Source organism: Robertkochia marina, assembly GCF_004799345.1.
Lineage (GTDB): Bacteria > Bacteroidota > Bacteroidia > Flavobacteriales > Flavobacteriaceae > Robertkochia > Robertkochia marina.
This window is the reverse complement of record NZ_SSMC01000003.1, coordinates 345,571-371,387: the sequence shown is the minus strand read 5'-3', so window position 1 is coordinate 371,387 and position 25,817 is coordinate 345,571. Positions and strand designations below refer to the sequence as shown.

Annotated in this window: 19 protein-coding genes; 10 read left to right on the top strand and 9 right to left on the bottom strand. The window is 43.5% G+C overall.

Translation table 11 applies throughout. The features are described from left to right. The first annotated feature begins 8 nt into the window (after nt 1-8). From E7Z59_RS12260 to E7Z59_RS12225, 8 genes are all read left to right on the top strand, one after another. Nucleotides 9-1,202, top strand: a complete 1,194-nt coding sequence (locus E7Z59_RS12260) for an aspartate aminotransferase family protein (RefSeq protein WP_136336633.1) — start codon at nt 9-11, stop codon at nt 1,200-1,202. An 86-nt stretch (nt 1,203-1,288) separates the two neighbouring features. Next, on the top strand, nt 1,289-2,683 hold the full coding sequence (locus E7Z59_RS12255) for a tetratricopeptide repeat protein (RefSeq protein WP_136336632.1): 1,395 nt from the start codon (nt 1,289-1,291) through the stop codon (nt 2,681-2,683). Between the two features lie 40 nt (nt 2,684-2,723). Next, nucleotides 2,724-3,638 (top strand): DUF368 domain-containing protein, encoded by a 915-nt coding sequence (locus tag E7Z59_RS12250; protein WP_136336631.1) that lies wholly within the window; start codon nt 2,724-2,726, stop codon nt 3,636-3,638. Nucleotides 3,639-3,641: 3 nt separating this feature from the next. Next, nucleotides 3,642-4,667: a DUF368 domain-containing protein gene (locus tag E7Z59_RS12245; protein ID WP_136336630.1), complete on the top strand. Its 1,026-nt coding sequence runs from the start codon at nt 3,642-3,644 to the stop codon at nt 4,665-4,667. Beyond that, entirely contained in the window at nt 4,657-5,391 is a 735-nt protein-coding gene (locus E7Z59_RS12240) for a shikimate dehydrogenase family protein (RefSeq protein WP_136336629.1), read from the top strand. Before E7Z59_RS12245 ends, E7Z59_RS12240 begins: the two co-directional genes overlap by 11 nt. 115 nt (nt 5,392-5,506) lie before the next feature. After that, on the top strand, nt 5,507-7,426 hold the full coding sequence (locus tag E7Z59_RS12235; RefSeq protein WP_136336628.1) for a DUF349 domain-containing protein: 1,920 nt from the start codon (nt 5,507-5,509) through the stop codon (nt 7,424-7,426). Between the two features lie 137 nt (nt 7,427-7,563). Further along, on the top strand, nt 7,564-9,675 hold the full coding sequence (locus E7Z59_RS12230) for a tetratricopeptide repeat-containing sensor histidine kinase (RefSeq protein ID WP_136336627.1): 2,112 nt from the start codon (nt 7,564-7,566) through the stop codon (nt 9,673-9,675). A gap of 197 nt (nt 9,676-9,872) precedes the next feature. Then, nucleotides 9,873-10,589 (top strand): DJ-1/PfpI family protein, encoded by a 717-nt coding sequence (locus E7Z59_RS12225; RefSeq protein ID WP_136336626.1) that lies wholly within the window; start codon nt 9,873-9,875, stop codon nt 10,587-10,589. Nucleotides 10,590-10,752: 163 nt separating this feature from the next. Here the strand turns inward: E7Z59_RS12225 and E7Z59_RS12220 are convergent, their stop codons facing one another. Beyond that, complete coding sequence (locus tag E7Z59_RS12220) at nt 10,753-12,144, bottom strand: hypothetical protein (RefSeq protein ID WP_136336625.1); 1,392 nt, start codon at nt 12,142-12,144, stop codon at nt 10,753-10,755. A 117-nt stretch (nt 12,145-12,261) separates the two neighbouring features. Beyond that, entirely contained in the window at nt 12,262-12,708 is a 447-nt protein-coding gene (locus tag E7Z59_RS12215) for an Lrp/AsnC family transcriptional regulator (RefSeq protein WP_136336624.1), read from the bottom strand. Between the two features lie 119 nt (nt 12,709-12,827). On the opposite strand from E7Z59_RS12215, the gene E7Z59_RS12210 reads away from it, so the two are divergent. Further along, on the top strand, nt 12,828-13,253 hold the full coding sequence (locus tag E7Z59_RS12210; protein WP_211089739.1) for a hypothetical protein: 426 nt from the start codon (nt 12,828-12,830) through the stop codon (nt 13,251-13,253). Between the two features lie 73 nt (nt 13,254-13,326). Here the strand turns inward: E7Z59_RS12210 and E7Z59_RS12205 are convergent, their stop codons facing one another. Further along, nucleotides 13,327-16,788 (bottom strand): methylmalonyl-CoA mutase family protein, encoded by a 3,462-nt coding sequence (locus E7Z59_RS12205; RefSeq protein WP_136336622.1) that lies wholly within the window; start codon nt 16,786-16,788, stop codon nt 13,327-13,329. Nucleotides 16,789-17,009: 221 nt separating this feature from the next. On the opposite strand from E7Z59_RS12205, the gene E7Z59_RS12200 reads away from it, so the two are divergent. Next, the gene (locus E7Z59_RS12200) at nt 17,010-17,993 is read left to right on the top strand and encodes a carbohydrate kinase family protein (RefSeq protein ID WP_136336621.1); all 984 of its coding nucleotides are present in this window, start codon (nt 17,010-17,012) and stop codon (nt 17,991-17,993) included. Here E7Z59_RS12200 and E7Z59_RS12195 read toward each other — a convergent pair. The 6 genes from E7Z59_RS12195 to E7Z59_RS12170 form a co-directional block, all read right to left on the bottom strand. Beyond that, nucleotides 17,969-18,472 carry a hypothetical protein gene (locus tag E7Z59_RS12195; RefSeq protein WP_136336620.1) on the bottom strand — a complete coding sequence of 168 codons (504 nt, stop codon included), beginning with the start codon at nt 18,470-18,472 and terminating at the stop codon, nt 17,969-17,971. The two genes, E7Z59_RS12200 and E7Z59_RS12195, sit on opposite strands and share 25 nt — an antisense overlap. 242 nt (nt 18,473-18,714) lie before the next feature. After that, entirely contained in the window at nt 18,715-19,518 is an 804-nt protein-coding gene (locus E7Z59_RS12190; RefSeq protein WP_136336619.1) for a helical backbone metal receptor, read from the bottom strand. 4 nt (nt 19,519-19,522) lie between these two features. Next, complete coding sequence (pyrF, locus tag E7Z59_RS12185) at nt 19,523-20,332, bottom strand: orotidine-5'-phosphate decarboxylase (RefSeq protein WP_136336618.1); 810 nt, start codon at nt 20,330-20,332, stop codon at nt 19,523-19,525. 69 nt (nt 20,333-20,401) lie between these two features. Then, nucleotides 20,402-21,478, bottom strand: coding sequence for a peptide chain release factor 1 (gene prfA / locus E7Z59_RS12180; protein WP_136336617.1), 1,077 nt, complete (start codon nt 21,476-21,478; stop codon nt 20,402-20,404). A gap of 196 nt (nt 21,479-21,674) precedes the next feature. Then, nucleotides 21,675-24,227 (bottom strand): adenosylcobalamin-dependent ribonucleoside-diphosphate reductase, encoded by a 2,553-nt coding sequence (locus E7Z59_RS12175; RefSeq protein WP_136336616.1) that lies wholly within the window; start codon nt 24,225-24,227, stop codon nt 21,675-21,677. A 269-nt stretch (nt 24,228-24,496) separates the two neighbouring features. Beyond that, nucleotides 24,497-25,678, bottom strand: a complete 1,182-nt coding sequence (locus E7Z59_RS12170; protein WP_136336615.1) for an AIR synthase related protein — start codon at nt 25,676-25,678, stop codon at nt 24,497-24,499. Between the last annotated feature and the right edge of the window lie 139 nt (nt 25,679-25,817).

Sequence of the window (25,817 nt, the reverse complement as noted above, 5' to 3'; positions counted from 1 at the left end):
CATTATTCTTGAAAAATAAATTTTTAAAATACCAGGCGCAAACCACCCCGCATCCTTTAGCCATGGAGATCTCCAGGGCAGAAGGAAGTTACATCTATGACGTAAAGGGCAAAGCCTACCTGGATTTTGTTGCAGGGGTTTCGGCAAATACCCTGGGACACTCTCATCCATCAGTGGTCAAAGCTGTTCAGGAGCAGGCAGGACGTTATATGCACGTTATGGTCTATGGCGAATTTATTTTACCCCCTGCCGTAGAATTAACCGAAACCCTGGCAGCCATGCTGCCCGATCCGCTAAACACCACCTATTTGGTGAATTCAGGAACAGAGGCCATAGAAGGCGCCATGAAACTGGCTAAACGGGTAACAGGACGCGGCAAATTTGTAGCCGCCCACCGCGCTTACCACGGCAACACCCAGGGAACCATGAGCGTTATGGGATTCGAAGAACGAAAAAGACCTTTCAGGCCGTTATTACCCGGTATTAGCTTTATAGAATTCAATAACGAAGTTGATCTTGACATCATCACCACCGAGACTGCAGGAGTCATCCTGGAGACCATTCAGGGTGGGGCAGGATTTATTGAACCTGAAAACGACTATCTGAAAAAGGTAAAAGAACGATGTGAAGAAACAGGAGCCCTTCTGATCCTCGATGAAATTCAGCCTGGATTTGGTAGAACCGGAAAATTATTTGGCTTCATGCATTATAACGTTATACCCGATATCCTGGTCATGGGTAAGGGTATGGCCTCGGGAATGCCCATTGGAGCCTTTACCGCATCAGAAGCCATGATGAGCACCCTATCTGAAGCTCCTAAACTTGGACATATCACAACCTTTGGAGGCAATCCGGTTATCGCCTCCGCAGCACTGGCTACACTTAACGAATTAAAGCAGGGCTCATTGATGTCTGATAGTTTAGAGAAGGAAAAACTGTTTAGGAGTTTATTGGTACATCCGCTAATAAAAGAGATCAGAGGGCGGGGTCTTATGCTCGCCTTAATACTCAAAAACCCTGAAACAGCGAATCACCTTATACTTGAATCCATAAAGCAAGGGCTTATTTTATTCTGGCTGTTGTACGAGCCGAGAGCAGTACGAATAACCCCTCCCCTTACCATAAGCACTGAAGAAATCGAAAAAGGTTGTACCCTCATTTTGAAAGTATTAGACCAATGGAACGACCAAGATGTTAATTAAATTGTTGATAAGAAGTAACCTCTGAACTCGAACCTTCAGATTCAAAGCCTAAATTTATTATCAAAGAATCCTAAAAAGCACCGCCTATGCCTTACAGTGCTCACGATGATCGCAACCTGCCACTCGAGAAATTCGAATCCATGCTCAAGACTAACGATGTGTATTTCTTTGATACTGAAGATTTCCAGGAGATCATACATCACTATCTAGACTCCGGCAAGATCGCCTTGGCTAAAAAGGCCATTAAGATCGGATTGGGGCAGCATCCCGGTTCTAGCGAATTAAAACTGCTGCAGGTGGAAGTACTCGTTTTTGAAAATCGCTTTGACCAGGCAGAAGCCTTATTGGAAGAGGTTGAAATGATCGAGGTTTCTAACGAGGAAATTTTTATACAAAAGGCGAATATCCATTCAAAACAGGACAATCACCACAAGGCTATAGAATGCCTTCAGATCGCTCTGACGATGGCAGAAGAGAAAGCCGATATTAATTCGCTGATGGGTATGGAATACCTGTTCCTGGACGACTATGAGGCTGCCAAGGATGCTTTTGTAAGATGCCTGGAGGAAGACCATCTCGATTATGCCGCACTGTACAACGTGATCTATTGCTTCGAGTTTTTAGAAGATTTTGATGGTGCTATTTCCTTTTTAAACGATTACCTGAACCACAACCCATATTGTGAAGTAGCCTGGCATCAGCTCGGAAAGCAATTCATGAGCAAGAAGATGTATAAAGAGGCCCTCGCTTCTTTTGACTTTGCCATATATTCTGACGATACCTTTATAGGAGCCTATCTCGAGAAAGGCAGGGTGTTAGAGAAACTGAAAAAGCACAATGAGGCTATTGAAAACTATGAGATCACCCTGACATTGGATGATCCGACCTCATACGCCTACCTGCGCATCGGTATATGCCACGATCATTTGGGTAATGACGAATTGGCTAAAAAGTACTTTTACAGAACGGTTCATGAAGATCCGTTGCTGGACAAAGGATGGCTGGCCATAACCGACTTCTATTTCAAGAAACAAAATTACCAGAAGGCTTTATACTATATCAACAAAGCCATCAATATTGACAGTGAAAATGTGCGCTACTGGAAACGCTGTGCACGCATCAATGAACTTCTTCATTTTTACGAAGAGGCTGACATGGCGTATCAAAAAACCATTGAGCTCGGAAATTACGAGCTGAAAACCTGGTTGTCATGGTCTGATGTACTACTGAAGATGGGAGAATACGAAAGTGCCATTCATTGTTTACACCAGGCACTCGAGTTTTACCCGGAGCATTCTGACCTGGAGTACCGCCTGGCAGGGATGTACTATATGATCTCAGACAGCATCAAGGGCGATTACCACTTAAAGAATGCCCTGAAGCAGAACTACGACGACCACGATACGATCGAGGTACTTTTTCCTGCTGTTTTCAAGCGGCCCACAGTGAAGAAATTAATCTCGAGTTTCCGCAACGTCTAGCTAAAAAAAATGCATATTTTTGTTCGCTCAAGAATAAAATATGCAACGCACCCTCATTGATTACATGATCATCACCCTTAAGGGCCTGGCCATGGGAGCAGCTGATGTGGTACCCGGTGTTTCAGGAGGCACTATCGCCTTTATTTCGGGAATCTATGAAGAATTGATCGATTCGATCAACAAGGTCAATCCAACTGCTTTAAAGCTTCTTAAGAACGAAGGAATTTCTGCGGCATGGCGCTATGTGAACGGCAACTTTTTGATCGCCCTGCTTACCGGAATCGCCATCAGCGTGCTATCACTGGCAAAAGTGCTTAAATGGTTATTGGAGCATCATCCGGTCTTACTGTGGAGCTTTTTCTTCGGCCTTGTACTGGCCAGTGTTATTCTTGTAGCCCGGCAGATCAAAAAATGGAGGCTTATTACCGTATTAGGGTTTATTCTCGGTGCTGTAGTAGCCTGGTATATTACCACCCTGCCCCCGATGCAGGACACCTCAAACACCATGTTCCTGCTGCTTGCCGGGGCCCTGGCTATCTGCGCCATGATCCTTCCCGGAATATCTGGAGCATTTATATTGGTGTTATTAGGGGCCTACGAAACTGTATTGGAGGCAGTCAATGAAAAAGACCTGAAAACCATTGCCATTATCGGAATAGGAGCTATTTTCGGGTTATTGAGTTTCTCACGCCTTTTAAAGTACCTGTTTAACCATTATAAAAATGCCACCCTGGCCGTTTTAACAGGCTTCATCTTCGGATCGCTTAATAAGATATGGCCCTGGAAGGAAGTGGTTAGCAGCCGAACCATCGGTGAAAAAACTATTACCATAGAAAGGAGCATCTCTCCCTTCAGTTTTGACGGAAACCCTCAGCTTGTTTGGGCTTTACTCCTGGCAGCAGGTGGATTCCTGAGTATTTATATACTCGAAAGAATGGCTATTAAAAACAGTTAATGAATGTATCACCCAACCAGAAATTTAAGCGATAAGATCTTTCTCTTTATCAAGGGTCTCGCTATGGGTGCAGCCAATAAGGTTCCGGGAGTTTCCGGTGGCGTAGTGGCTTTCGTGGTTGGATTTTACGAAGAGTTTATATACTCCCTGCAAAAGATCAACGCAAAAGCATTTAAATTGCTTTTCAACCGGGGCTTCCCTCTCTTCTTTCGCTATATCAACGGAAGGTTTCTTTCGCTGCTGATCTTAGGAATGCTGGTGAGCTATTTCAGTGTATCCAAGATTCTAGATTATTTTATTGAGAAAAAAGAGCTTTATGTATGGGCTTTCTTCTTTGGCATGATCATAGGCTCTATATACTATATAGCCAAAGGATTTCATCATTGGAACAAGAGAACCTTTACCTTCCTGATCCTGGGTACCCTGGCCGGAATATCGATCAGCTTCTTAAGTCCCGCCAAAGAGAATGACAATCTCATCTTTGTGTTCTTCTGCGGTATCATCAGTGTTTCAGGGATGACCCTTCCAGGGCTCTCCGGATCGTTCATTTTGATCTTATTGGGTAATTACGTGCTACTGCTGGTTGATAGTGTAAACGCCCTTTATGATACGATCGCTGAGTTATTACGCGGTGACACCGGCTTTATCAATAATCCGCAGCGCCTGCATACCCTTCGTATTCTGGCAGTATTTACCCTGGGCTCTGCAGCAGGCCTGGTTACCTTAAGTCATTTGTTGAGCTATGTCTTAAAACGGTATAAAAACATCACCCTGGCCACTATCATCGGATTTATTACCGGATCTTTAGGGGTGGTTTGGCCATGGAAAAAGACCATTTACAGGGTGGACGAAGACGGTTCCGTTCTCCTGGATTCAACAGGAGACCCCATCATTAGGAATTACCAACGCTACATGCCCGACCCTTCCCTATCGGAAACATGGATCGCCGTTTTATTTATTCTGTTAGGTATATTCGTATTATTGCTACTGGATTGGTACGGCAAAAAAAACAACAGGCATGGAGCATAATTACGGGTTAATAGGCAAGAATATTTCCTATTCATTTTCTGCCGGTTACTTTACCCGGAAATTTGAGTCACTCGGACTCGAAAATCACTCCTACCGCAATTACCACCTCGATCAAATTGAACAGATAAAATCCATTCTAACCGACACCCCCGGATTAAAGGGACTGAATGTTACCATTCCTTATAAGGAAGCAGTGATGCCTTATCTTGATGCCATAGACCCTGAAGCGGCAGCCATTGGTGCGGTAAACACCATTGCTTTTCAAAATGGCAAAACGTGCGGCTACAATACAGATACCTATGGATTTCAGATCTCGGTAACCCCCTTAATCGGCAATAATGTTCAAAAGGCCCTGGTTCTGGGTACAGGCGGCGCTTCCAAAGCTATCGTTTACACCCTCCGGAAAATGGGGCTGGCTGTTACCCTGGTCTCGCGTGCATCCGGAAAAAATTCACTCACTTATCAGGATCTGGATGCAGCAGTCATGTCAGACCACCAGCTCATTGTGAACTGCACCCCTCTGGGCACCTTTCCAAATATCACCGATAAGCCGGAAATACCTTACATACTACTTACCAAGAACCATGTTTTATACGACCTTGTTTACAACCCAAAAGAGACTGCTTTTCTTAAAGAAGGAAGGTTAAAAGGGTGTTCGGTTCTAAATGGTTATGAAATGTTAGTTCACCAGGCCGAGAAAGCCTGGAAGATCTGGAATTCCTAATTGCCTTTCATCAAGGTAGCGGAATCTCCTGAAGGGGTAAAAATCCTTGTCCATCTTCTTTCTTGTTAGTATATTTCAAGACGCAAAGCATTGATGAACCTTAAACATTTTTAAAATGTTGGAAAATAAACAGGATAACCTGCATGAACATGCAGATGGAAAGGAACAAGACCAGGAACAGGAAGTGAAGTCAGAACAGGGCCAGCCTGCTCCCGAAGAAGCTACTGAAAAGGCAGAAGAGGATCACGAAGAAGCCTTGAACGAGATCGACGAGACCAATGCCGAGGATGCGGAAGATGAAGGTCACCAGGACCGGCATGCCATTCCAATGCTTGATTATCACTCCATGGAAACGGAAGCCCTTGTGGAAGAGCTTGAAAAACTGGTAAACAAAGAAAAGATCCAGGCGATCAGGAATCACGTTGACGGCATAAAATCTGAATTCGATCTAAAGTTCCAGGAATTACTGGAGCAGAAAAAGGAAGACTTCCTGTCTGAAGGCGGAAATGAGATCGACTTTCATTATACCTCTCCACTAAAAAGGAAATTCAACGACATCTATTCGGAATACAAGGCAAAACGTAACGAATATTACAAGAACCTTGAAAGAAGGCTGCACGAAAATCTTCAAAAACGACAGGATATTATTGAAGAACTCAAAGGGTTGATCAATGTTGAAGAAAATATCAATGAGACCTATAAGCACTTCAAAGAGATCCAGGATCGATGGAGAAATGCCGGTCCGATACCCAGAGCCAGTTATAACGACATTTGGCGTACCTATCATCACCATGTAGAGATCTTTTATGATTTTCTTGACCTTAACAGGGATCTCAGAGACCTTGATTTCAAACACAACCTGGAAGAAAAAGAGAAATTGATCGTACGCGCTGAAGCTCTTGCCGAAGAACAGGATATCAACAAAGCCTTTAGGGAATTACAGATACTTCATAAGATCTGGAAAGAAGATATTGGCCCTGTAGATCGTGAACACCGTGATGATGTATGGAACCGATTCAGCGCCGCCACTAAGATTATTCATAAGAAAAGGCAGGATTTCTTTAAAAACCAGGAAGAGGTATACGAAGCCAATCTAAAGGTAAAACAAGAGATTATTGCGAAGATAGAAGCCATTGCCAACAAACCGGTAAACAGCCACAATCTATGGCAAAAGCAGATCAAGGAGATCGAAGCGCTTCGCGAACAATTCTTTAAAGCTGGTAAGGTGCCCTACAAGGTGAATGAAGATACCTGGGCCGCCTTTAAAGAAGCTGTAAGAAAGTTTAATCGAAATAAGAATACCTATTATAAAAAGCTAAAGAAAGAACAGCATAAGAACCTGGAGAAAAAACTGGAACTGGTAGCCCTGGCAGAATCTCTGAAGGATAGTGAAGACTGGGATGAAACAACTGCGGTATTGAAAAAGATCCAGTCTGACTGGAAAAATATAGGCCATGTTCCCAGAAAACATTCTGACAAGGTATGGGCCGATTTCAAAGCAGCTTGCAACCACTATTTTGATCGCCTCCACGCCCGAAAAAACAAAGATTTCGAAGTAGAAATGGAAGCCTTCAATAAGAAAAAGGCTTTTATGGAAGAGATCAAGGCTTTTGAACTAAGCGGCGAACAAGAGAAAGACCTGGAGCAGGTAAAAAACTTTATCGAAAGTTGGAAATCGTTCGGAAGGGTTCCCTACAACAAGAAAAGTATCGAGAGTAAATTCAATAAGATTCTAGATGCCCTGTTCAGGAAGATGAAGATCGATAAGAAGCAGGCCGAGATGATCAAATACGATAATAAACTGCAAACTTTGGCCGATGCCGATAATGATAACCTGATACGAAACGAGAAGATCTTTATCAGGAAAAAGATCGATGAGGTAAACGGCGAGATCAGACAACTGGAAAACAACCTGCAATTCATCAATGCAGATGATAACAACCCTATTGTTCAAGAGGTGAAGAGAAATATCCAGGCTTATAAAGACGACCTGGCCATCTGGAAGGCCAAACTTAAAGAATTAAGGACGATCTGATCTAAGAACATGATAGTACTCAATGTAGAAAAAGCCCGCTTTAACGGGCTTTTTTTCTTTTAAAGTATAGAATTTAATCCTCAGACGTTAGGCTCATTAAAATATTTTGTTAAATTTGATAACCCTTATATCTATAAATGAACCTAAAACTACTTTTTACTCTTCTCTTAGCAGCCTGCTATGGTTTTGCCCAGGATCTTTCTCCTGACACTCAAAACATGCAGGTATTTAAGGAAGAGAAAATTCTTCAGGCAACTTACAGGGGAGATTCTCTTGAAGTGGTTCGTTTAAATAAGCTCGCAGCATCTTTAATTTACATATCCAATGACAGTGCTGGCTATTATGCTAAAAAGGCCATGAAGCTTGCTGATGATCTTGATTTTCATAAAGAACAGATCAAGGCCAGGAGTATTATCAGCTTATACCTGTCTGAGGCAGGCCAATTAAATGAGGCTCTCGAACTCATGGCCGAAGCCGAGGCCATAGCCCTGAGCAGTAAGGATGAGTATCACAAGTACGCCTGTTATCATGACACAGCGATTTTCTACGCCTATTTGGGCGATATCGAAGAATCAAATAACTACTACCTCAAAGTGGTTCAGTTTGGAGAGCGGAAACTAAAAGAGGCTCAGGCTAAAAATGCTAAGCTGGATGCAAAGACCAATGAGTATCTCTCTGCGGCCTATGGAGGACTATCAGAAAATTATTTTATACTTGAATTTTACGACAAGGCTTTAGAATACATTAATAAAGCCGACCTGTATAACCGGCAAATCGATAACAACCAGCTTGCTATAGGCCAAACCTTGGCTAATAAGGCACAGCGTCACCTTAAACTTGATCAACACGAAGATGCAGTGATCTTCATCAATGAAGCTATTGACATTTTAGCTGAAGAAGAGGCCATGGATTGGCTGGCTTTTGCTGAAAGGGTAAAAGGTGATATCTATCTGGATCAGGGTTACTACCGCCTGGCACTGGAAGCCTATGGCAATGCCTCCGACCTCCAAAAGCAATTGGAAGACCCCAGAGAGAAAGCCTCTTTAGACCACGCGATGTCTGAAGCTTACCGAGGTCAGGAAAAATATGGGCTAACCAAGGAGTATGCTGAAATGGCCTTAAAAAAGTCGATGATGCTGGGAGAACTCTCCGTAGCCATTCAAAGTGCAGAGACCTTATTTAAAACCTACGAATCTGAAGGCGATCTTGCCAACGCCCTCTACTATCATAAGATCTTCAAAAAATACAGTGACAGTCTCTTCCATGAAAAGAACATCCAAAGCGTTGCCAATATAGAAGCAAAACAGGAACAGCAAAGAGCGCAGGAAAAGTTTGATATACAAAACCAGCGCAACCAAAATAAACATCGTTTTCTCCTTTTGGTATCAACGGGAGGTGTTTTGATCCTGCTCACGGTACTCTTCATGACCCAGCGAAGCAGAAAACTGGAACGAAAATTAAACGACCTCCTAACCAAAAAGAATAATGTACTTCGACGCAGGGAGCGTTCATTAAACTGGATGAACGAAACAAAGATCAAGCTCTTCTCGATCATTAGTCACGACCTTCGCTCACCGCTGGCCTCCTTGAACAACCTTATTGACCTGCTCAATGATAAGCAGATTGGCCCCGAAGATTTTATAGATTTTGCTCCCCAGCTAAGCAATCAGGTAAAGAATGTGTCTTTTACCCTGAACAACCTCCTTTTGTGGTCAAGACAGCAGATGAAGGGTGCACAGAACAACCCTCAAAAACACAACCTTCATCAACTGGCCAACCAGTCGGTTGACCTGCTCATCCACCAGGCTAAAGAGAAGAAACTTTTTATTCGCAACGAAATTCCTAAAGAGGCAGTAATCTACGCAGATGCCGATCAGATCACCATTGTTTTCAGAAACCTGATCTCTAATGCTATTAAATTCACCAATAACAACGGAGCCATCATCATTAAGGCACAGGAAATTGACGGCAGCTGGGAGGTGGAAGTAAAAGACACCGGAGTGGGTATGGACCAAAAAACCATAGAAAAACTCTACTCTCAAAGCTCCTACATGGAATCAACCTACGGAACCAATAACGAAAAGGGAACCGGAATCGGACTCAGTCTGTGTAAGGAAATGATCACTAAAAGTGGTGGAGAATTCAGGGTTAAATCTGCTATTGGATTAGGCAGCAGCTTCTTCTTTACCCTTGAAAAATACGAGAAAGAGGTACAGGAGATTCCGGAATCTGTTGAAATGATGGATTGATCAGGCCCATCACATTTGCAGACTTCAAACCTCAACACCCAAAAAATACCGGCTGAATTCAACAATTGATACTTTATTCAAACAGACAAGATCGAACGGAATTTTCAGCCACCCACCAATTAAAAAACTTCTTCCTGTTACTTAACACCTGCTAAAATATTCGGATTATGGTCCGTTATAATTCTATTACTTATAAGATGAAAAACATCCTTTTTCTTGCCGTCTTCGTTCTTTTGCTTGCCTGCGACCAACAGAATAAACAACCTGTAAATAAAGAGCTTAACAGAAATGCCTATAACGTAGCCTTTCTCATCATGGATGGCACTTTCAATACTGAATTAACGGCTCCCTATGATATATTTCAGCACACCCACTACCGCGACTCTATAAAGCCCATGAATGTTTTCACCGTTGCCAATACAAAGCAACCTGTTACCACTTTTGAAGGTTTGAGAATACTCCCCGATTACGATTACACCAGTGACACTCTTCCTGCCATTGACATCCTGGTAGTGCCAAGTGCTGAGCACCATTTAGACACTGACCTTGAAGACACTGTCATGATCAATTGGGTGAAGAAAACAGCTGCCGATGCCGAATGGGTTACATCGCATTGTGACGGAGCTTTTGTTCTGGCACACGCAGGCCTTCTAGACACGGTTACCTCCACCACCTTCCCGGCAGATATTGACACCTACAGAGAACGGTTTCCTCAGCTAAGGATAGCCGACAGCGTGCTTTTCGTTCATGACGGCAAGTACATTACCTCCGCGGGAGGGGCCAAAAGCTTCGAAGCTGCCTTATATCTGACTGAGCTGTTATACGGGAAAGACAAGGCCCAGGAGTTGGCCGACGGACTGGTGATCGATTGGACAGGCAGCGAGGTACCTCATATGATCATTCAACAAAAGTAAAAAGGGAAAGACTATCGTCCTCCCCTTTTCAAACCTTACTAACTAAACAATTCTAAAACAAAAATACTACCTCAAAGGTAGCTGTATTGTTTCATTTATAACAATAGTACGGGAATAAGTTAAAAAAATTCGATAATGCGCAGGAGAATTCAAACTAATGGAATTAGAACCTCGGCTTAAATCCATATTTAAGTAGTACGTCTCCAAATTCAGGTTGAATTCGCAACAAAGTAATGCCGGGGTAATTGCGCAACCGATCAATATCTTTAAATCCTGTTTCCAGCAATTTATCAGTATAATAAAGGGCTACATCATATTTTCCCGTCGCTACCGCCAAGCGCACTGCTTCAAGGTACGCACCGTGATCCTGATCATCCAAAAGGGTAAGAAAAATATTTATAAATAACAGCTGATCAAATGCCTCCGGCTCTTCTAATGACGTTTTGGCTTGCAAGGCGATCACTTCCAGCATTGATTTGATGCGAACAGACATATCCTTTTCAGCCTCCTTTTTACTTTTGGTAAAGGAACGATCGAACTGGCTAAGCTCCTGATCCCAATATCCCAGGGCCTCCAACTCCCCTGCCCGTATATCTTCTATCAGAAAATCAACATATTCCTGAAGATAGAGCGCCTCGATTTCATCTACATATTTCATTTCTGACCGTTGTGAACGATACTGTTTATTCCGCCGAATATCCCGCTGCATATCTTTTAGCTCATTATCACGGTCGTATATGGCATACCAATCACGTTTCTTTTCCAAATCCTTATAGGCCCATACCCAATGACCTTTCTTTTGAAGGGTTGTATTATAAGTCAATTCCTCCTCCCAGATCTCCGAAAGCTTCTCTTCGGTGTATTTTAACTTCCCCCTGCTGAACATCAGCACAGAGAGATCTCTTACTGCTTTCTCAATAACTTCTGAAGGAGGCCACTCGTGTCCGCCCTCGAACGTTATGATCTCAATGGGATACTTAAGGGCGGTGAATATCCTTTCTGTCATTTTGACTTCTGTGTAGTTGAAATCTTCATTACCACTAATTCCAATAAAAATAAAAGGATGGTTCCTTAACCAATTCGTAGAGGCCGTGCTTAGTCCGGCTCCGGCTGAAATAACGCCGCTTATATCATTGGAAAGTCCGGCAATGGCCATAGCCAATCTTCCCCCACCTGAAAAGCCGGCAGTGAACTGATTGACCGTATCCAGGTTAAACATGGTTTCAGAGGCTTCGAAAAGATCGCGAGCGTGCTTGTAATTTTCCTGGTAACTTCCATTCTTTATAGCATCGCATGACAATACGATGTATCCGTATTTTTCTGCTGCATCTTGGAAAGAAGCTACCGCCTTATGAGAATTTCCTGATGGGTCAAAACTATAAATAACAGGCCATGAAGACTTCTCATCGTAGTTAACGGGCAGGTAATACGAGAGAAAGGTTCCTTGAGTCACTTCTACCGAATCGACTACGCGTCCTTTAAACACCTCTGCCTGACCCCAAACGAAGCCCGGGATACCTGCTAAAACAATTAACCACCTTTTGATACCGTTCATAAAAAGTATTATAAATATAAAATTATATATAATTCGAAAGGGTTCAAATTTTTCCTACACTAAACCTGTCTTACCGCTATTCAATTTTTATACCAGTTTAGGTATTATCGACTAAAATTACGACCAGGTACTTTTAATAGGGTTATGGGTTACAATATTTGACAATACAATGTGAGTCCTGGTTTCGCCATAGGTGATCAGTTTATCTATAAATCCTTCCAGGTGCTTATGATCATAAAACACCACCTCCATGATGATATTCTCATTACCGGTAATACGGTAGCAGTTAATAACCTCATGAAACTCTTCCACCTTTTCCAGAAAGGCTTTTAATTTCCCCATAAAGGCTCTTACGGTGATAATAGCCTTAAGCTGAAATCCGGCTGCCGTGTAATCAACCTCAGCCCGATATCGTTTTATAACCCCAAGGTCTTCCATTTTTTTTATCCGTTCTGTTACTGCGGGAGATGAGAGGCCTACCTTCCTCCCGATCTCTGCATTCGAAAGCCGTGCATTCTCTTGCAAAAGATGTAAAATTTCCCAATTGAGCTTATCTAACCTCACTTATAAAGTTTTAAATAATATTTATCCTTTAAAATTAAACTAAATATACATTTTTACTTTTAAAATTAAATAGCACTCAAGGATTTGTAGACTAATTTTAGGAGTAGCAAAATGCAATGATGATGACTTCTCGAATCTCTTACCCTCAGGGTAACCGTAGGGCTCAAGACTTACCGGTGTATAAAAAGGCCGTTGAGATCTTTTCCATGAGCCGTGAATTGGTACGACTGGCTACAGCCGATAAAAATCTTCTTGATATGAGTCTTTCAAGAGAACGCCTGGACAGAATTTCCAGCAGTTTACTGTCTTCCTCTATCGGTCTTGCTCCGAGCATAGCCATGGTAGAAGGATCTCCGGACCCGCTGATGCGTATAAAAAGCCTGCGGTTTTTACAGCAGGAAACCGGCAAGCTTCAGCGCTATTGTGAGCAAATAGACAGCAGGCTGGGTCATTCCAAAACCTTCGTCAAGCGTTTACAAAACGAGATCGTTCAGTTCAGAAAGTTACAAAGTCACTGGGTCGGGCGACTGCGCGAATTAAATTAAAAAGAGTACTGAACCAATAAAATAAAAAGGCTGTCTTTCCGGACAGCCTTTTTATTTTATTGTAAATACCAGCTTACATATTTCTGCGGTATTGCCCTCCTACTTCAAACAGGGCGGTAGTGATCTGCCCCAGGGAACATACCTTGGTAGCCTCCATGAGTTCATTAAACATATTCTCATTCTGAACAGCCGCTTTCTTCACCCTGTCAAGAGCATCCTTTGCCTTTTCAGGATATACCTTATGCAAACGGTTCAGGGTGTTTATCTGTTGTTCCTTTTCTTTTTCTGTTGCCCTGATCACCTCCTGGGGTATTACCGTAGGCGATCCTTTGCTGCTTAAGAACGTATTAACCCCAATGATCGGGTATTCTCCTGAATGCTTTAGGGTTTCATAATGCAGGCTCTCTTCCTGGATCTGTGAGCGCTGATACATGGTCTCCATGGCTCCAAGCACTCCTCCTCTTTCAGTGATCCTGTCAAATTCAGACAATACAGCCTCTTCTACCAGGTCGGTTAGCTCTTCTATAATAAAACTTCCCTGCAGCGGGTTTTCATTTTTAGCCAGCCCCAGCTCCTTATTAATGATCAACTGAATAGCCATAGCTCGTCGTACTGAATCTTCGGTAGGAGTGGTAATAGCCTCATCGTACGCATTGGTATGAAGAGAATTACAGTTATCATAAATGGCATAAAGTGCTTGCAGGGTGGTTCTGATATCATTGAAATCGATCTCCTGTGCATGCAGAGAACGCCCTGAGGTCTGAATGTGATACTTGAGCATTTGGGCCCGTTTATTGGCTCCGTATTTGTGTTTCAGAGCCTTCGACCAAATTCTTCTGGCCACCCTTCCGATGACCGCATATTCAGGGTCAACACCATTAGAGAAGAAGAAAGACAGGTTGGGACCGAACTGATTAATATCCATCCCTCTGCTCAGGTAATACTCCACATAGGTAAATCCGTTAGCCAGGGTAAAGGCCAGCTGGGTGATCGGGTTGGCTCCCGCTTCTGCTATATGGTACCCTGAAATGGAAACAGAGTAGAAATTACGCACATTCTTTTCAATGAAGTACTCCTGCACATCTCCCATTAATCGCAGGGCGAACTCTGTAGAAAATATACAGGTGTTCTGCGCCTGGTCTTCCTTGAGGATATCAGCCTGCACAGTACCTCTTACTTGTGCCAGGGTATCCTTTTTGATCTTCTCATACACCTCTGCAGGCAGCACCTGATCTCCTGTAACTCCCAGCAACATCAAGCCCAGGCCATCATTACCTTCAGGTAAAACATTTGCCCCTGATGTACCGTCTTTGGAATACCCGTGATACACCGGTCTTTCGATGCCTTTTTCCTTATAAATAGCTTCGATCTTTTTCTCGACCTCTTCCTCCAGTCCTTCAGCCTTGATATATTTCTCACATTGCTGATCTATGGCAGCATTCATAAAGAACCCAAGCAGCATCGGAGCCGGACCATTAATGGTCATACTTACCGAGGTAAGTGCATCGGCAAGATCAAAGCCTGAATACAGCTTTTTAGCATCATCCAGGCAACATACCGAAACGCCGGCATTTCCAATTTTTCCGTAAATATCGGGACGATGATCCGGGTCATTCCCGTATAGGGTTACAGAATCAAAAGCGGTAGACAAGCGTTTTGCAGGCATACCAAGACTTACATAATGAAATCTTCTGTTGGTACGCTCAGGCCCTCCTTCCCCGGCAAACATCCGGGTAGGGTCTTCTCCGGTACGCTTAAACGGATACAACCCTGAAGTATATGGAAACTCTCCCGGCACATTCTCCTGAAGTACCCATTGAAGAATATCTCCCCATGCCTCATATTTAGGCAGGGCTACCTTCGGGATCTGCGAATGCGACAGAGACTCTGTATGCGTTTGTATCGAGATTTCTTTGTCTCTCACCTTAAAGCGATATACGGGCTCTTTGTATTTGTTCACCTTCTCATCCCAGCCAATGATCACCTCCCAGTTATGTGGATCCAGGTTGAGTTTAACACGATCAAATTCTGCCAGCAATAATTTGATGAAATCGCCCTGCTCTCCTCCCATTAAAGGTTCAAGGTTTTCCCTGTCAATACCGTATTGATTCAACACGGGTGTTTTACCACTTACAGAAGCCAGGGTGGTAAAGATCCCAAATAATTTCTGAGCTACCTCTTTTTGCTTCTCTGCCGTGCGATCGTAAGCCCTGTTATTTTCGGCGATCTCTGAAAGATATCTGGTACGGTTTGGAGGTATCACATAGATCTTCTCGCTCATGGCCTTGCTCAGTTCATAATCTGATCGCAGGGTCGTCTCCGTCTTTTCTACCAGGGTATCCATGATGGCCTTATACAGGGTGTTCATTCCCGGGTCGTTAAACTGAGATGCTATGGTGCCATATACAGGCATGGAATCAGGTGCGCTATCCCACAACTGGTGATTTCGCTGATATTGTTTTTTAACATCTCTTAAAGCATCCAGGGCTCCGCGTTTGTCAAATTTATTGATAGCCACCAGGTCGGCAAAATCGAGCATATCGATCTTTTCCAATTGAGTGGCTGCTCCGAATTCGGGCGTCATGACATAGAGAGAGACATCAGAGTGGTCCAGGATCTCGGTATCACTCTGGCCAATACCTGAGGTCTCAAGAATGACCAGGTCATATTGGGCCGCCTTTAACACTTCTACAGCTTCTGCCACATGCTTGGAAAGTGCCAGGTTGGACTGACGTGTGGCAAGGCTTCGCATATAAACCCGTGGGCTGTTAATAGCGTTCATTCGAATACGGTCACCCAGCAAGGCGCCTCCGGTTTTCCTTTTGGAGGGATCCACAGAGATGATCCCGATTGATTTTTCAGGAAAATCTGCCAGGAATCTGCGTACGATCTCATCAACAAGACTACTTTTCCCGGCACCTCCCGTACCGGTAATTCCCAGTACCGGGGTTGTAGAGGTCTTATTCTCTTCATGTATGGTTTGAAGCACCTCCTTAGAAGCATCGTAATAGTTCTCTGCAGCCGAAATGATCCTGGCAATAGCCATGGGGTTCTTTTCTTTAAGCGTTTCTATCTCACCGTTGAGCCGATCTCCGATAGGGAAATCTGATTGTTTAACCAGATCATTGATCATACCCTGCAATCCCATTTCTCTCCCGTCATCGGGAGAATAGATACGCGTAATCCCATAATCCATCAGCTCACGGATCTCCTCAGGAAGGATCACTCCTCCACCGCCACCGAAGATCTTAATGTGTGAAGCCCCCTTCTCCTGAAGAAGGTCATACATATATTTAAAGTATTCATTATGACCTCCCTGGTAAGAAGTCATGGCTATTGCATTAGCATCTTCCTGAATAGCAGTATTTACCACCTCTTCAACACTTCTGTCATGCCCCAGGTGTATGACCTCTACTCCGGTAGACTGGATCATACGTCTCATAATATTTATCGCTGCATCATGACCATCAAAAAGTGAGGCCGCAGTAACGATGCGTACCTTATGTGTAGGCTGGTATGGCTTCTGTTTTTCCATTGTGTTTTTCATTGCTTTTTTGGTGTCCGCAATTTAATTAAAATGCAAAAAATGACCTTTTAAATTCGGAATAAACCAAAAAAGAAATGAGTTAGAGCCCTATTATTTCAGGATATACAATGAAACACCTGGGGGCACATCGAGAATCTTATCCCGAATTCAAGTGAAATCCATACATTTATAAAACCATTTATCAGAAAACTAACCGAAAAAAACGGGGTATGAAGCAAAAATTACGAATCGCAGTGTTGGGCCCTATTCCCAGGGATACCATCAAAACGCATCGTGGAGAAGTTATCAAAAAATACGGATGCGTTACACATCCGGCCATTGCTCTTGCCAATTTACTGGAGAATGAGGGTGAGGTCATTCCTGTGAGCCATGTGCATCAGGAAGACCTGGAGCCTATCAAGAATTTGTTTTCCCCCTATTCAAACATTTCGACGGAAGGAATTTACACTGATAAGAATATGGGCACCGTGATCAACCTGGAGTTCTTAGATCAGAATAACCGCCAGGAAACCCAAAGTTCACGAATGGCCCCGATCTCCCCGGAAGACGTTGCCCCTTTTCTGGATGTCGATGCCTTCGTTCTTGTTCCCATTACCGATTTTGAGATCCCGCTGGAAACCCTCAAATATATCAGAGAAAACAGCGATGCCAGAGTGATCTTTGATGCTCATGGCCCGACCAGCTGGGTTACCGAGGAAGGAAAACGACTGAGGCGGATCTGGAAAGAAAAATACGACTGGTTTCCGTGGATGGATGTGCTTAAAATGAATCTTGAAGAATCTCAATTTTCCTGGTTTGAAAATGAGAACATATTGACCGATTACAACGAAGAACTCACGGAGCATCTTGACGATTTTGCCTATGACACCTTAAAAGCAGGGGTCAAACTTTTGTATGTAACCCTGGATTCCCGCGGTTGTGCCACCTATCGTATGCATGGCACGACCATGATCAAAGAATGGGTATCTTCGGTCAAGGTGAATGAAGTCATTGACACCACCGGATGTGGTGACTCTTTTGCAGGAGGCCTGGCCTACGGACTCGTTACTTCTAATGACCCTGCCAACGCCGCACGTTTCGGGAATGTACTGGGCGCATTGCGTACACAAGGACGAGGTTTTGATGTATTCAAAAAGAAAGAGGAGACCCTTGATATTCTTCGAAATAATTACGGCTCGACCGTTTTTGAGTAATACCCGTCAAATACAACCTTCCACGATTCCTGCCCCTGGCGCTGTTCCCATAATTGTCGCACCCGACCGTCTTGAAGCTTTGACCAGGTAATGCGATCACTGCGCACCATACCCTCATGCTGCTGTTCACCCTGTAGTACCATATTACCATCAACCAGATTTCCTCTCAGGTGGAGGTAGGTACCCTGGTTATCTACCCAAAGTTGTTCCCATTGATTCAATGAAGAATTATAGAAATTGAAACTTCTTCCGGAAAAGCCGGAATCGAGACTGGAATAATGCTCCTCTATCAGACAGCCTTCTTCTTTTTTATCGATCTGATTTTGCCCTACCGGGTTGCCTTCCTTATCAGAAACCTCCCACGTACCAAGCCAAAAATCAAAGGCCTGGTGAGGGCTGTCGCAACAATTACAATCTGCATCCTGCGCGTAAAGGCTGACGTTGAAACTTAGAAGAACGGTCAAAATAAACGATTTCATAACACTATTAGAATTGATTATATGATTTTAATTTACTAAATTTGAGTGTGTTAGATGACACGTGCAGTGAATTTAAAAAGCAAAATGAAATTGGCTAGCAGAGGTTTTTAGGCCGTATTTAGATTATCATTAAACAGCATAGAAAACAACCTCAAATCAAAACATTTAAAAGTAAATAATTTCATACTTTGAATTGTTTGAGTTAGCTAGTTGAAAAAACCGGTCTTTCGAGATCGGTTTTTTTATTGACCACCTTCTTGCAGGCGCAGGCCCGCAATCTTCTTCAAAAAGACAGGTAATTCCGGTCCGTACCAGGAAAACCAGCGTCCGTCCACCAGCAATATCCGGGCTTCAGGAAAGAGCTCCCTGATCTCAGCAAGATGTTTTTCCTTGAAAGGATAGGGTTCTGAAGATAACATGATCCATTCAGGCCGATCCCATTGCTCGGGCCAGTCGTTTTCAAAAGCGGGATATCGCGAGGTACTCGCCGCCACATTACAGAACCCTCCGCATTGCAGCATAGCATTAATAAAGGTTTGTCCGCCTGCCAGCATCCAGGGCTTCCTCCAGATAAAATAAGCCACCTTAACCGGTGGCAGGTTAGCAACAGCTCGGCGATCCAATTCGCGGGAGATCTCCCCCGCCAGTTGTCCGGTTTTCCCCGGTAACCCAAACAGTACCTCGTAGTCTTTCAGTAACTCCAGAAAGTCAGAAATGGTTGAAATATCAGAAACATGTACCGGACAAAACTGTTCAAGCGCACTGACCATCTCGGGGGTATTCTCCTCTTTATTGCAAATGATCAGATCGGGCCTGAGATCACGAATACGATCATACCGGACTTCTTTCGTGCCTCCAACCACTTTTTTTCTGCCCTTGAGTCCTTCCGGATGGGTACAAAAACGCGTAACCCCCAAGAGTTCATCTTCCAGCCCCAGGTAGCAGATCAAAGCTGTTAATGAAGGGACCAGGCTTATGATACGCTTGGGCCTGGCAGGTAACTTTACTTTTCTTCCTGTCTGGTCAACGAGCACTGCAAAGGGCATGACTTTACAACCATTTTGCCATTTGTTCCTGCAGTTCAGCAGCCTTATTACCGGCAACCTCAGCAAAATCTTCGCCGGAAGAGGCATAAATAATACCTCTTGAAGAATTAATAAGCAACCCAACCTGGCTGTTAAGGCCATATTTACAAACCTCTTCAAGGCTTCCGCCCTGGGCTCCCACTCCCGGTACCAGTAAAAAACTATCAGGTACCAGGGTTCGGATCTCTTTCAGATATTCTGCTTTGGTGGCGCCTACAACATACATCAACTGCGATGCATTCTCATAGGTTGCCGATGTACGAAGTACCTTTTTATACAACTCTTCGCCATCATCTGAACCCGTCTGAAAATCAAAAGCTCCGGGATTAGAGGTCAGTGCAAGAAGGATCGTATGTTTATTTTTGAATTGTAAGAACGGTTCTACCGAATCTCTACCCATATAAGGTGCTACCGTGACCGAATCAAAATTCAGGTCCTTAAAAAAGGCATTGGCATACATGGTAGCGGTATTGCCTATATCGCCTCTTTTGGCATCGGCTATGGTAAATAGTTCCGGGTGATGCTTGTTAAGATAGTCGATCGTTTTTTTAAGACTCTTCCATCCCTCTATCCCATGGGCTTCATAAAACGCTATATTGGGTTTATAGGCCACCGCATATTCATGGGTAGCATCAATGATGGCTTTATTAAAAGCGAATAAAGGATCTTCCTCGGCTTTCAGATGTTCCGGGATCTTATTCATATCGGTATCGAGTCCGACACACAGGAAAGAGCGTTTCTCTCTGATCTGGGTAACCAAGGCTTGGGTTGTCATGTAAATCGTTCTTTAATGGTTAAAAAAATGCCCTTTTCAGGGCATTAAAATTTAATAGTTACTATGCGATTAAATAGTCTCGCTGGCTTCTTTAAGTTTCTCCGTGTTTTCTGCGATCTTCAATTCTTCAATGATCTTCTCAAGATCACCATTCACGATGTTTGACAGATCGTAAAGCGTTAATCCAATACGGTGATCGGTAACCCTTCCCTGCGGATAATTATAGGTGCGAATCTTGGCACTTCGGTCACCGCTGGAAACCATACTTTTTCTCCGGGCAGCATCTTCCTCCTGCTTCTTCGCCAGTTCGCGTTCATAAAGTCTTGAACGCAATACCTTGATAGCCTTGTCGAGATTTTTATGCTGAGATTTCTCATCCTGGCAACGCACTTCAATTCCGGTAGGAATGTGCTGGAGCTGAATGGCAGAATAGGTGGTATTTACAGATTGTCCGCCGGGCCCTGTAGAGGTGGTTCGGATGATCTTTACATCGCTCATATCCAGTTCTACATCAAACTCTTCAGCCTCCGGAAGCACCATTACAGTAGCTGCCGAGGTATGCACCCTACCCTGGGTTTCTGTTTGAGGCACTCTTTGCACGCGATGAACACCGGCTTCAAACTTCAGGGTGCCGTAAACATTTTCTCCGCTTACCTCAAAAATAACTTCCTTATAACCACCTGAAGTACCTTCATTAAAGTCAACCACATTCACTTTCCATCCCTTAGACTCACAATACTTGGTATACATCCTGTGAAGGTCTCCTGCAAAGATACTGGCTTCATCGCCTCCGGTTCCTGCTCGGATCTCCATAACCACATTCTTGGCGTCTTCTGGATCTTTAGGGATCAACAAGTACTTGATTTCTGATTCCAGTCCAGGAAGGGCCTCCCTGGCCTCATCAAGTTGCATTTTAGCCATTTCCACCATTTCAGGATCACTCCCATCGGCTATGATCTCTTCGGCCTCTTCTATATTACCGGTAAGCGTCAGGTATTCTTCACGCTTATCTACCAGTTCTTTAAGGTCTTTATACTCTTTATTTAATTGAACATATCGCTTTTGGTCTGCGATCACATCCGGCTGGATGATCAGATCAGAAACCTCATCAAAGCGCTGTTTTACTACATTTAATTTATCTAACATAAAGGTCTTGCTATTGCGACAACAAATTTACGATAATTTTCAATGCTTGTACTTCCCATACCACCCCGATGGCGAGAATGCCGCAAATATTATTACTTCATAACCCACTCTTCATGTACCGGCTCATTACCGATTTTGATTCAAACAACAACGCCCTTCCGGAGAAGGGCGTTGTTTGCGACTCAAATATGAATGTTTAACCACATTTAGAAGAACCGCAGTCTTTACAGGTAAGGCATCCTTCCTGGTAGATCAGGTTGGTTCCGTTACAATTCATACAGGTTTGTCCTTTGATCTCGGTCCCGTCAGGAACAAAACGCTTAAGCGCCCTTGCAACTCCGTTTTTCCAGGTATTGATCGATTCGCTGTCAAGCTGCAGAGAGTTGATCAATTCAACAACCTTTTCAATAGGCATTCCATGACGAAGGGTACTGGAGATCAGCTTAGCGTAATTCCAATACTCAGGATCAAACTTATGCGATAACCCTTCAATGGTAGTCTTATACCCTCGTTTGTTCTCGAACTGGAAATCATACCTTCCGGTGCCATCTTCATTTCTGTTCTTGATGATATAACCTTCGTTTACCCAACGTGGTAAAAGAATCCCGTCTTCATCATCAGCAAGCCCGGTAAAGATCTCATAAGGTTTCCCGTCGCTCAAACCGATAAAGGCGATCCATTTCTCCTTGTTGTTCTGGAATCTTACTACTTCTGCTTCCAACACCTCTGGTCGGGTAAGCGGGAAGTGCTCAAGGGTATCGTTATCTTCTTCTTTTTTCTCCTCTGTAGAGATCAGAACTCCCGAACGCGAACCATCGCGGTATACGGTAACTCCTTTACAGCCTACACGCCATGCCTCCAGGTAAAGCTCTCCTACCAAAGATTCACTAACGTCAGAAGGCAGGTTTATGGTTACGCTGATGGAGTGATCTACCCATTTCTGAACACGCCCCTGAAGTCGCACCTTGCTCAACCAATCAACATCGTTGGAGGTAGCTTTGTAATAAGGAGACTTGGCAACCAGCTCATTCAGTTCTTCCTGTGAATAATTAGCACTTACATCAATGTTATTGGCTTCCATCCATTGCTTGAATCGATGGTGGAAAACAACATATTCTTCCCATGAGTCACCTACCTCATCTACAAAATCAACACGAACATCCTTATCATTCGGGTTTACCTTTCTTCTTCTTTTATATACAGGAAGGAATACAGGCTCAATACCTGAGGTGGTCTGGGTCATCAAACTGGTGGTCCCTGTAGGTGCAATAGTAAGCAGGGCAATATTTCTTCTTCCATGTTCAGACATTTCATAGTAAAGCTCTTCATCAGCCTCCTTGATACGTTGAACGAACGGATTATTCTTCTCTCTTTCAGTATCGTAAATACCAAAGGCACCTCTTTCTTTTGCCAGGTTTACAGAACCTCTGTATACAGCAAGGGCAAGGGTTTTGTGAACCTCAACAGAAAAATCATTTGCCTCTTCACTACCATAACGAAATCCGAGAGAAGCCAGCATATCTCCTTCTGCAGTTATACCAATTCCGGTACGACGACCCTCTTCTGCTTTTTTGCGGATATTTAACCAAAGGTTCTTCTCTACCCGCTTCACTTCTTCACCTTCCGGGTCGGCATCGATCTTTTCCAGAATGTTATCGATCTTCTCCAGTTCAAGGTCAATGATATCATCCATCATACGTTGTGCTACCTGGGCATGCGCCTTGAACAGCTCAAAATTAAAGGAAGCCTGAGGTGTAAACGGATTCTCTACATAAGAGAACAGGTTCATCGCCAGAAGTCGACAGCTATCGTACGGACAAAGAGGGATCTCTCCACATGGGTTAGTCGATACGGTGGTATACCCAAGATCTCCATAACAGTCCGGTACAGACTCCTTAGTAATGGTATCCCAGAAAAGAATTCCGGGTTCTGCAGATTTCCAGGCATTATGAACGATCTTTTCCCAAAGCTTTTTAGCTTCGATCACCTTGCTGGTCTTGGGCTGCGGACTATGGATAGGGAACTTCTGAACATATTCTCCTCCATTGGCAACAGCCTTCATAAAATCGTCATCGATACGTACAGATACATTGGCTCCGGTAACCTTGCCTTGCTCCATTTTAGCATCGATAAAATCTTCAGCATCCGGGTGATTAATGGACACTGATAACATTAAAGCTCCTCTTCGGCCATCCTGGGCAACCTCTCTGGTAGAATTAGAATAGCGTTCCATAAAAGGAACCAATCCTGTTGAGGTTAAAGCAGAGTTCTTTACTCCAGATCCTTTTGGCCTGATGTGAGACAGGTCGTGACCAACCCCCCCTCTTCTTTTCATTAACTGAACCTGCTCCTGGTCGATCTTCATCACCCCACCGTAAGAATCAGACATCCCATCATTACCTATTACGAAGCAATTTGATAAAGATGCGATCTGGAACGGGTTACCAATACCTGCCATCGGACTCCCCTGAGGAACGATGTATTTAAATTCTTTTATATGGTCAAAGATCTCCTGTTCAGACATCGGGTTGGCATACTTGGTTTCGACCCTTGCGATCTCTTTTGCGATACGCCTGTGCATGTCGTCTGGAGTTAACTCGAAAAGATTCCCATCAGAATCCTTAAGAGCGTACTTATTTACCCAAACTCTTGCTGCAAGATCATCTCCTCTGAAGTATTTCAGGGATGCCTCATAAGCCTCTTCGAGAGTATAGGTTTTTTGTGCTGCTGTAACTGTACCGGATTGCATAAGTTAGCTATGATTTATGAGTTATTTAATTAATTGAGAACAGAAGTAAAAGTATGTAAATATTAATCATCTTCAGATGCCCCTAAAATAAAAGTTATCAAAAGTCAATTGTTAATTACCTCATAAACAGTCTTATAGCGTTTTTAAAAAATTAAAAAGTTTTCAATTTTTAAAAATCAACTTGGTTTCTAGAAATTTTAGGGTACTACAAAAAAAAAGGAGCAACCCAAGAGTTGCTCCGTTAAAATTCTGATTTATTTGACAAACGGTTAGGCGTATGTAAACGTCCCGTTTTCGCTCTTAATCGTTAACTTTTTTGCCGGGGCTTCTTCTACCCTACCAATGATCTGCGCATCAATATTAAATGACTCAGAAATTGCGATAATTTCATCGGCTACAGCAAGATCAACATAAAGTTCCATTCTATGTCCGCAGTTAAATACCTGGTACATTTCCTGCCAAGAAGTTTTAGATTGCTCCTGTATAAGTTTAAACAGCGGTGGCACTGCAAACATATTGTCTTTAATAATATGGAGATCTTCTACAAAGTGAAGCACCTTGGTTTGCGCGCCTCCACTACAGTGTATCATACCGTCAATGGCTGCAGCACCCAACTTATTTAAAACAGCAGCTATAACCGGGGCATAGGTCCTTGTTGGCGAAAGCACCAATTTACCCGCATCTAAGGGAGCTCCCTCTACCTTATCAGTAAGTTTAACCCCTCCTGAATACACCAACTCTTCGGGAACATCATGATCATAACTTTCCGGGTATTTTTCGGCCAGGTATTTAGAGAACACATCATGGCGTGCAGAAGTCAATCCATTACTCCCCATACCGCCATTGTATTCACTTTCATAGGTTGCTTGTCCGAATGAGGCAAGCCCCACAATAACATTGCCGGGCTTTATACGGGCATTGTCAATAACATCGGCTCTTTTCATTCTTGCTGTCACCGTAGAATCTACAATAATAGTGCGTACCAGGTCACCAACGTCTGCAGTTTCACCTCCGGTAGAATGGATCTCCACTCCAAAAGACCTTAATTCTGCAATAAGTTCTTCAGTTCCGTTTATGATAGCAGAGATTACTTCCCCTGGAATCAGATTCTTGTTACGCCCGATAGTAGAGCTCAGCATAATATCTGAAACAGCACCCACACACAGCAGGTCATCTATGTTCATAATAAGCGCATCCTGGGCAATTCCCTTCCAAACCGAAAGATCTCCGGTTTCCTTCCAATACATATAGGCCAGAGACGATTTGGTGCCTGCCCCATCGGCATGCATGATCAAACAATGATCTTTATCTCCTGTCAGGTGATCGGGAACGATCTTACAAAAAGCTTTTGGAAACAACCCCTTATCCACATTCTTAATGGCCTTGTGAACATCTTCCTTTGAAGCTGAAACTCCTCGCTGAGCGTATCTCTTACTTATTTCAGAACTCATGAATCTTAATTTTGCACAAAAATAGGTATAAAAAAAAACACACAAACAAACGTTTGTGTGCTTTTGAGAGCAGATTCTGCTCTCTTACCCCTTTTAGTGACCCGATCACAGAAAACATAAGATTTTCTACATCCGGAAC